This is a genomic window from Kitasatospora sp. P5_F3, from assembly GCF_054049135.1.
Genome location: NZ_JBFUMY010000118.1, coordinates 1 through 8,971, shown reverse-complemented (window position 1 = coordinate 8,971; position 8,971 = coordinate 1). Strand labels below are relative to the sequence as shown.

Annotated in this window: 7 protein-coding genes and 2 pseudogenes; 7 read left to right on the top strand and 2 right to left on the bottom strand. The window is 72.1% G+C overall.

All coding sequences use genetic code 11. The annotated features are described in order from the left end of the window. The 4 genes and pseudogenes from ACXJMZ_RS34990 to ACXJMZ_RS34975 form a co-directional block, all read left to right on the top strand. Positions 1-270: pseudogene (locus ACXJMZ_RS34990) on the top strand (hypothetical protein); the annotation flags it as partial. Between the two features lie 97 nt (positions 271-367). Next, a complete protein-coding gene (locus ACXJMZ_RS34985) occupies positions 368-955 on the top strand; it encodes a bacterial proteasome activator family protein (RefSeq protein ID WP_457034049.1) in 588 nt (195 codons plus the stop codon). Positions 956-1,144: 189 nt separating this feature from the next. Further along, positions 1,145-2,473: pseudogene (locus ACXJMZ_RS34980) on the top strand (protein kinase domain-containing protein); the annotation flags it as partial. A 174-nt stretch (positions 2,474-2,647) separates the two neighbouring features. Further along, positions 2,648-4,363, top strand: coding sequence for a protein kinase domain-containing protein (locus tag ACXJMZ_RS34975; RefSeq protein WP_457034048.1), 1,716 nt, complete (start codon positions 2,648-2,650; stop codon positions 4,361-4,363). A 7-nt stretch (positions 4,364-4,370) separates the two neighbouring features. On the opposite strand, the gene ACXJMZ_RS34970 is transcribed toward ACXJMZ_RS34975, so the two are convergent. Together ACXJMZ_RS34970 and ACXJMZ_RS34965 are read right to left on the bottom strand one after the other, a co-directional pair. Continuing rightward, a complete protein-coding gene (locus ACXJMZ_RS34970) occupies positions 4,371-5,450 on the bottom strand; it encodes a phosphotransferase (RefSeq protein WP_457034047.1) in 1,080 nt (359 codons plus the stop codon). Positions 5,451-5,509: 59 nt separating this feature from the next. Beyond that, positions 5,510-6,169 carry a response regulator gene (locus ACXJMZ_RS34965; RefSeq protein WP_457034046.1) on the bottom strand — a complete coding sequence of 220 codons (660 nt, stop codon included), beginning with the start codon at positions 6,167-6,169 and terminating at the stop codon, positions 5,510-5,512. A 356-nt stretch (positions 6,170-6,525) separates the two neighbouring features. Between ACXJMZ_RS34965 and pdhA the strand changes: the two genes are divergently transcribed. From pdhA to ACXJMZ_RS34950, 3 genes are all read left to right on the top strand, one after another. Beyond that, complete coding sequence (gene pdhA / locus ACXJMZ_RS34960; RefSeq protein WP_457034045.1) at positions 6,526-7,713, top strand: pyruvate dehydrogenase (acetyl-transferring) E1 component subunit alpha; 1,188 nt, start codon at positions 6,526-6,528, stop codon at positions 7,711-7,713. Beyond that, positions 7,713-8,687, top strand: a complete 975-nt coding sequence (locus ACXJMZ_RS34955; protein ID WP_457034044.1) for an alpha-ketoacid dehydrogenase subunit beta — start codon at positions 7,713-7,715, stop codon at positions 8,685-8,687. Before pdhA ends, ACXJMZ_RS34955 begins: the two co-directional genes overlap by 1 nt. 13 nt (positions 8,688-8,700) lie before the next feature. Next, a partial coding sequence (locus tag ACXJMZ_RS34950; RefSeq protein ID WP_457034043.1) for a biotin/lipoyl-containing protein occupies positions 8,701-8,971 on the top strand: 271 nt, incomplete at its 3' end.

Here is an 8,971-nt window from a genome sequence, read left to right as displayed (position 1 = left end):
GCCGAGCAGGCCGCCCCGCCGGCCGAGCGCGCCGCACCGGCCGACCCGACCGGCTCGGCGACCGAGCCCGGCGAGCAGGCGGAGCAGGCAGCACCGGCCGAGCCCGTGGAGTCGGCCGACCGGCCTGCGGCTGCCGTCCAGATGGCGGCCGGCTTCACCGCCCCGCTGCGCTGGACCGACGCCTCCAACCTGCAGCTGCCGCTCGGTGCCGGGCTGGCGATGATCGGCTGCGGGCTGGCGCTGGTCGGCCTGCGGCTGCGCCGCCGCTGACAGCGGGTCAGGCCGGATCGGCGGCGCGGGCGGTCTCGTACCCGGCATGATGGTCGGTGAGTTGACCCTCCCCCCGCGTGAAGCATATGAAGGAGCTATGACTAAGCCGATGAACGAACGGTCGCAGTCGGAGGACGCCCCGAAGGTGCAGATCGTGGGCCCGGACGGGATGCCGGTCGGGGCGGTCCCCGGGGCCGGGTTCGGCCGGTTCGGCGAGGGCGAGGCGATGGAGCCACGCGAGCTGCCGGTGACCGAGATGGTCGAGCAGCCCGCCAAGGTCATGCGGATCGGCAGCATGATCAAGCAGCTGCTGGAGGAGGTCCGGATGGCCCCCCTCGACGAGGCCAGCCGGGCCAGGCTGAAGGACATCCACGCCAGCTCGATCAAGGAGCTGGAGCTCGGCCTGGCGCCGGAGCTGGTGGAGGAGCTGGAGCGGCTCTCGCTGCCGTTCACCGAGGACAGCATCCCGACCGAGGCCGAGCTGCGGATCGCCCAGGCCCAGCTGGTCGGCTGGCTGGAGGGCCTGTTCCACGGCATCCAGACCGCGCTGTTCGCCCAGCAGATGGCCGCCAGGGCGCAGTTGGAGCAGATGCGGCGCGCGCTGCCGCCCGGCAGCCACGGCGCCGAGGCGGAGTTCGACGAGCCGGTCGAGGGGCGGGGTATCCGCTCGGGGCCGTACCTGTAGAGCTGCTGCACGGACTTCGTTCCAGCTCGGACACGGCCCCGCCCCGGCACCCGGTGGCGGCTCGCCGAGCCGATACCCTGACCCCTGTCGTCGGCCCCTGTGGGCCGGCGGCCGGGGTCGGTCCGGTTCTGCACCCGGACGGCTGGGCAGCCGGGACACCTCCGCAGCCGGAGGGGGAAGCAGGAGAGCATGAGCGGCGAGGACGGCAGCACGGGCGAGGGACACTCGCTGGCAGGCGGCCGGTACGTGCTGCGGCACCTGCTCGGCCAGGGTGGGATGGCCTCCGTCCACCTGGCCCACGACACCGTGCTGGACCGCAAGGTGGCGGTGAAGACCCTGCACACCGAGCTGGGCCGGGAACAGGCGTTCCGGGAGCGGTTCCGCCGGGAGGCGCAGGCGGTCGCCAGGCTGCAGCACACCAACATCGTCTCGGTCTTCGACAGCGGCGAGGACGTCGGTCCGGACGGCGCGACCACCCCCTACATCGTGATGGAGTACGTCGAGGGCCAGGCGCTCCGCGACGTGCTGAACGAGGCGATCGCCAAGTACGGCGCGATGCCGGCCGACCAGGCGCTGAAGATCACCGGGGCGGTGCTGTCCGCGCTGGAGGCCTCGCACGACCAGGGCCTGGTGCACCGGGACATCAAGCCGGGCAACGTGATGGTCAGCGCCAAGGGCACCGTGAAGGTGATGGACTTCGGCATCGCGCGCGCCCTGCAGTCCGGGGTGACCTCGATGACCCAGACCGGCATGGTGGTCGGCACTCCGCAGTACCTCTCGCCGGAGCAGGCGCTCGGCAAGAGCGTGGACGCCCGCTCGGACCTCTACTCGGTCGGCTGCATGCTGTTCGAACTGCTCACCGGGCAGCTGCCGTTCGACGGCGACTCGCCCTTCTCGATCGCGTACAAGCACGTGCAGGAGGAGCCGCCCGCGCCGTCCGGGCTCAACCCGGCGGTCCGCCCCGGGGTGGACGCCCTGGTGGCCCGGGCGATGCGCAAGGACCCGGCGCACCGGTTCCCCACCGCGGAGGCGATGCGGGCCGAGCTGGAGCGGATCGCGGCCGGGGCGCCGGACGCCGGGACGCCGCTGCGGGTGGCCACCCCGCTGGTGATCGGCGAGGGCCCGCGTTCGGTGTCGGCCGGCGGCCCCGGGGCGGCCGGGAGTTCGCTGACCGGCTTCCCGCAGGTCAGTGGCGACCTGCGCGGGCCCGCCCCGCAGGTGCACCAGCCGTACCAGCCGTCCACCCCGCCGCCGTACGGCCCGCAGACCCCGCCGCCGGCCTTCGCGCAGCCGTACCCGGGGCCGCACACGCCGGGGCCTTTCCCGCAGCAGCAGCCGTCGCCGTACCCGTTGGGTCATCAGCAGCCGTACCCCCAGCAGCCGTACGCCGCACCGCAGTTCGCTCCGCAGGCGGCGAAGGGGAACGGCTGCTCGACCGCGCTCGTGATCATCGGGGTGATCATCGGGGTGATCGTGCTGGCCTCGGTGATCGTCGCCATCGTGGCGGCCAAGCAGGAGCAGAACCGGCAGAACGACACCTACGACACCGGCGGGTCGACGGCTTCGAGCCAGTACCTCCCGGACCGGCCGATCTGACCGTCGCACCGGCTCCGCCACGGCACGGCGGGCCCGCCGAAGCGGTAGCGTTCCAAGGACGCAACTGACAGGGCGACCCGCCCGGGGCGAGGAGTGATGGCACAGACACAGCAGCCGGGCGACGGCGCGGACGAGACCCCCGAGACGCCCGAGGTGCCGACGGCCACCCCCACGCCCAGCACCGCCGAGACGGCGGAGACGGCTCTGCTGCCCGCGTCCGGCGGCCCCGGGCCGGGCACGCCGGGACGGGGCACCGCCGCACCGCTCGGCACCGTCGGCGAGGGCCGCTACCGGCTCACCCACCGGCTCGGCCGGGGCGGGATGGCCGAGGTGTTCGCGGCCCAGGACATCCGGCTGGCCAGGACCGTCGCGGTCAAGCTGCTCCGCACCGAGCTGGCCCAGGACGAGACCGCCCGGCTCCGGTTCACCCGTGAGGCGCACTCCGTCGCCTCGCTCAACCATCACTCGATCGTCGCGGTCTACGACACCGGCGAAGAGATCGAGAACGGCGAGTCCACGCCGTACATCGTGATGGAGCTGGTCGAGGGCCGCACCGTCCGCGAGTTGCTGGTGGACGAGGAGGCGCCGCCGGTCGACCAGGCGCTGATCATCATCGCCGGGGTGCTGGAGGCGCTCGCCTACAGCCACCGGCACGGCATCGTGCACCGGGACATCAAGCCCGCCAACGTGATCATCACGACCGGCGGCGCGGTCAAGGTGATGGACTTCGGCATCGCCCGCGCGCTCACCGGCCCGGCCAGCACCATGACCCAGACCGGCATGGTGATGGGCACCCCGCAGTACCTCTCGCCCGAGCAGGCCCTCGGCAAGCCGGTGGACCACCGCTCCGACCTGTACGCGGCCGGCTGCATGCTCTACGAACTGCTGGCGCTGCGCCCGCCGTTCACCGGTGACACCCCGCTCTCGGTGGTCTACCAGCACGTCCAGGACGCGCCGGTGCCGCCCTCGGAGGCCAACGGCCGGGTGCCGGTCGAGCTGGACGCGATGGTGCTGCGCTCGCTGGCGAAGGACCCGGACGACCGGTTCCAGAGCGCGGACGAGTTCCGGGCCCACCTGCAGCACGCGCTCCGGGAGATGCACGGTGCGGCCGGGGCCGGCTACGCGGCGGGCGCTGCCGCCGCGGCGGCCGCGGCGGCCGGGCTGGCGGCGGCCGGGTCCGGGAACACCGGCGGCTACCCCGGCTACGAAGGCGTCCCGAGCGGGGGCACCGCGATCACCGAGCCGCTCGGTGGTGTCGGAGCCGGTACCGATCCGACGGCGGTGCTGGGCTATCCGGTGGGCTCGCCGTTCAAGACGCCCTCGGCGCCGTACCCGGCGGTCGGCGGTGGCGGCGGGGACGGCGTCGGCGGCGGAGGTGACGACGGGTCAGGCGGAGAGGACCCGAAGCGGCGACGGAATCCCTGGCCGGTGGTGGCCGGGGTGCTGCTGGTGCTCGGCGCCGCAGGCATCGGCATCGGGCTGGCACTGAACAACAATGACAAGGGCACCCCGCCGGTCACCCCCGCGGTGTCCAGCTCCGCCTCGGCCACACCGTCCCCGTCGGAGTCGCCGTCCCCGTCGCCCACCAAGACCAACTCCCGGACGGCGTCGCCGAGTCCGACGCCCACGCCGACGCCCACCCCGACCCCGACTCCTACGCCGACCCCCACGCCGACGCCCACCCCGACCCCGACGCCGTCGCCGAGTCCGACTCCCACGCCGAAACCCACCCCGACCCCGACGCCGACACCCACCGACTCCCCGTCCAACCCGGCTCCGCCCAGCACTCCGGCGGCGAACTCGAACCCGTAGGCAGACTTCAGTTGGTCAGGGCGTCGAGGACCTGTTCGTACTCCTGGCACCACCAGGTGAGTTGGCCGGCCGAGGCGGCGAAGAGGTGGTCGGCGCGGTGGTCGGCGCGCTGGTAGTGCCACTGGAGCATCCAGAGGTCGTTGAGGCGTTCCCACCAGACCCGGTGCGCGGCGGCAGCCAGGTCGGCGGTGCCGGCGGCGCCGGTGCTGCGGTAGGCGCGGGACCAGCGGCGGACCCGGTTGAGGTCGAGGACGCCGGTGCCGCGGTCGTCGAAGAGCAGGGTGGCGGCCCGGACCGCCTCTTCGGCCCGGGGGCGGGGGCCGAGTTTGTCCCAGTCCAGTACGGCGGTCACCCGGCCGTGCCGGTGGAGCAGGTTGAGGCCGTGGAAGTCGCCGTGGGTCCAGCCGGTGGGCGGGGCGGCCTGCGGGACGGGGCGGCGGTGCCGGTGGGTGTCGAGCAGGTCGAGCCGTTCGGTGAGCCGTCGTTCGGCGAGGGTGTCGAAGGGGCCGGCCCCGGCGGCCCTGGCCTGTTCACGGAGGCGGCCGACCAGGAGGGCGGTCTCCGCCGGGTCGGCGGACCGGTGGCCGGCCGGCTGTCGGACGGGGGCGCAGACCTCGGCAAGGGCGCCGTGCAGGCGGCCGAGCAGCGCCCCGAGCTCGCCGCACTGCCGTAGGTCCAACTCGGTGCCGTGCCGGTGTTCGCCCTCGATCCACGGGAAGAGGGCGAACAGGCGGCCGCCGTGGCTGGTCCAGGTGCGGCCGTCCCGGGTCCGCACCGGGGGCGCGACCGGCAGGCCGAGCGCGGCCAGTGCGGTGGTCGCGCGGTGCTGGGCGGCGACCACCGGGCGGGTGGCGGTGGCCTGGTCGACGTAGCACTTGAGGAAGTACCGGCCGGTGCCGGTCTCCACCCGGTACCCCCGGTTGAGCAGGCCCTCGGCGACCGGTATGGCGCTGAACCGGGCCAGCCGGTAGGTGCGCAGCACCCCGGCCAGGGTGCGGTCCTGGACCGGGGGGCTGAGCGTGCCGATGGGGGGTGCGCTGGTGTCCGGGCGAGCCGGTGCGCACGCGAAGGAGGTGCCTTGGGTCACGTCCCCTGAGCGTAGTGCTTACCGGCAGGGGTACTTGACACAGTGTCAGCGATCTGCTCTCAGTGGTGCTGGTCCGCCTGGTGCCTCGCCACGTACGCGGCGGCCTGGGTCCGGCGCTCCATACCCATCTTGGCGAGCAGGCTGGAGACGTAGTTCTTGACGGTCTTCTCGGCCAGGTGGAGCTCGTTGCCGATCTGACGGTTGGTCATCCCCTCGCCGATCAGGTCGAGGATCCGGCGCTCCTGCTTCGTCAACTGGGCGAGCCGCTCGTCCTCCTTCTCGCCCCCGTCGCGCAGCCGGGCGAGCACCCGGCTGGTGGCGATCGGGTCGAGCAGCGACTTGCCCGCCGCCACGTCGCGGACCGCGGAGAGCAGGTCGGTGCCGCGGATGGCCTTCAGTACGTACCCGGAGGCCCCGGCCATGATGGCGTCGAAGAGCGCCTCGTCGTCGGAGAAGGAGGTGAGCATCAGGCACTTGATCTCGGGGTTCTGCGAGCGCACCTCGCGGCAGACCTCGACCCCGTTGCCGTCCGGCAGCCGGACGTCGAGCACGGCGACGTCCGGCTGGACGGCCGGGATCCGGGTGAGCGCCTCGGCGGCGGTGCCGGCCTCGCCGACCACCTCGATGTCGTCCTCGATCGACAGCAGCTCGTGCACGCCCCGGCGGACGACCTCGTGATCATCGAGCAGGAATACCCTGATTTGTCCGTTTCCAGTCACGGCCGAATGCTCCCATGAATACGGACCGAAGTCCTATCCTCCGTGCCGGTCACCATCCGGAAATTGATGCCCGTTACCCCCTTACGCGGAGACTGCTGCCCGGATAGCGTGCGCAGGTGTCCTGACGGCCACGAAATGAGAGCCGCGCCACACCCGCGGCGCTCCTCGACCCGAACAACTAGGACGTCCTAGCGCAGAAGCGCCAAGGGGCTGCGCTGGGTAACGTTCTCGTAATGGGACGCCGTCGGAAAAGGAACACCACCTGCTGAGCAGATCGGTGCGCATACCCACGCGCTCCTGCGAGGCGGTGACCGGACCGGTCACCGGCGACCCCGGGCGGCCGGACAGACCGAGGAGTGAACGTGACCGTCAAAAGCACGACGAGGGCGCGCAAGAAGGCTGCCCCCGCCGTACCTGACACCCTCCCGCCAGTTCTTTCGGAGGCTCAGTCTTCGGAGTCCCAGCCGGACGCCCAGCCGGAGCTGATCCAGCTGCTCACGCCGGAAGGCATCCGGGTCGAGCACCCGGACTTCCCGCTGACCACCACGCCCGATGAGCTCCGCTCGCTCTACCGGGACCTGGTGCTGGTCCGCCGCTTCGACGCCGAGGCCACCTCGCTGCAGCGCCAGGGCGAGCTCGGCCTGTGGGCCTCGCTGCTCGGCCAGGAGGCCGCCCAGGTCGGTTCGGGCCGGGCGATGCGCACCGGTGACTACGCCTTCCCGACCTACCGCGAGCACGGCGTGGCCTGGTGCCGCGACGTCGACCCGCTGAACCTGCTCGGCATGTTCCGCGGTGTGAACCACGGCGGCTGGGACCCGAACGAGAAGAACTTCCACCTCTACACCATCGTGATCGGCGCGCAGACCCTGCACGCCACCGGTTACGCGATGGGCATCACCAAGGACAGCGCGGACGACGCGGTGATCGCGTACTTCGGTGACGGTGCCTCCAGCCAGGGCGACGTGAGCGAGGCGTTCACCTTCGCCTCGGTCTACAACGCGCCGGTGGTCTTCTTCTGCCAGAACAACCAGTGGGCGATCTCCGAGCCCACCACCAACCAGACCCGGATCCCGCTCTACCGCCGCGCCTCCGGCTTCGGGTTCCCGGGCGTCCGGGTGGACGGCAACGACGTGCTGGCCTGCCTCGCGGTGACCCGCTGGGCGCTCGACCACGCCCGCAGCGGCAACGGCCCGGTGCTGGTGGAGGCGTTCACCTACCGGATGGGCGCGCACACCACCTCCGACGACCCGACCCGCTACCGGGCCACCGAGGAGACCGAGTCCTGGAAGGCCAAGGACCCGATCTCCCGGCTGAAGGCTTACCTGGAGCACGAGGGCCTGGCCGACGAGGCGTTCTTCGCCGAGCTGGAGGCGGAGAGCGAGCAGCTCGGCCTGCGGGTGCGCGAGGGCGTCCGGAACATGCCCGACCCGGACCCGACACTGATCTTCGACCACGTCTACGCGGAGCCGCACACTCTGGTGGACGAGGAACGGGCGGAGTACGAGGCGTACGCCGCCTCCTTCGAGGGCGGGGAGAACCACTGATGGCCGGTCAGCTCAGCATCGCCAAGGCGCTCAACGAGGCGCTGCGCAAGTCGCTGGAGAACGACCCGAAGACCCTGCTGATGGGCGAGGACATCGGGAAGCTCGGCGGTGTCTTCCGGATCACCGACGGTCTGCAGAAGGACTTCGGCGAGGACCGGGTGATCGACACCCCGCTCGCCGAGTCCGGCATCGTCGGCACCGCGATCGGCCTGGCGCTGCGCGGCTACCGCCCGGTGGTGGAGATCCAGTTCGACGGCTTCGTCTACCCGGCCTTCGACCAGATCGTCTCCCAGCTGGCCAAGATGCACGCCCGCGCGCTCGGGCACGTCAAGATGCCGGTCACCATCCGGATCCCGTTCGCGGGCGGCATCGGCGCGGTCGAGCACCACAGCGAGTCGCACGAGGCGTACTTCGCGCACACGGCCGGCCTGCGGGTGGTCACGCCCTCCAACGCGCACGACGCGCACTGGATGCTCCGGCAGGCGATCGCCTCGGACGACCCGGTGATCTTCCTGGAGCCGAAGCGCCGCTACTGGGACAAGGGCGAGGTCGGCGACTCGGCGGACCTCGGGCTGCACGCCGCGCGGGTGGTCCGGCCGGGTGCCGACGCGACGCTGATCGCGTACGGGCCGATGGTGAAGGTCTGTCAGGAGGCCGCCGCCGCGGCCGAGGAGGACGGCCGCCGCCTCGAGGTGGTCGACCTGCGGTCGATCTCGCCGATCGACTTCGCCACCGTCGAGGAGTCGGTGAAGCGGACCGGCCGGGCGATCGTGGTGCACGAGGCGCCGGTCTTCATGGGCCTGGGCGCCGAGCTCGCCGCCCGGATCACCGAGCGCTGCTTCTACCACCTGGAGGCCCCGGTGCTCCGGGTCGGCGGCTACCACGCCCCGTACCCGCCGTCCCGGGTGGAGGAGTCCTACCTGCCCGACCTGGACCGTGTGCTCGACGCTGTCGACCGCACGATGGCGTTCTGAGAAGAGGAGCGAAATGACCACTGAGGTGCGCTCGCTCCGCGAGTTCAAGATGCCGGACGTAGGCGAGGGTCTGACCGAGGCCGAGATCCTGACCTGGTACGTCAAGCCCGGCGACGTGGTGACGGACGGTCAGGTGGTCTGCGAGGTGGAGACCGCCAAGGCGGCGGTCGAGCTGCCGATCCCGTTCAACGGGGTCGTCGAGACGCTGTTCTTCCCGGCCGGTTCGACGGTGGACGTCGGCATGGYGATCATCTCGGTCGCGGTGGGGGAGGGGGCCGCCGAGC

Coding starts and splice junctions, on each gene's coding strand:
- ACXJMZ_RS34985 (WP_457034049.1), top strand. CDS start 368: ATGACTAAGCCGATGAACGAACGGTCGCAGTCGGAGGACGCCCCGAAG.
- ACXJMZ_RS34975 (WP_457034048.1), top strand. CDS start 2,648: ATGGCACAGACACAGCAGCCGGGCGACGGCGCGGACGAGACCCCCGAG.
- ACXJMZ_RS34955 (WP_457034044.1), top strand. CDS start 7,713: ATGGCCGGTCAGCTCAGCATCGCCAAGGCGCTCAACGAGGCGCTGCGC.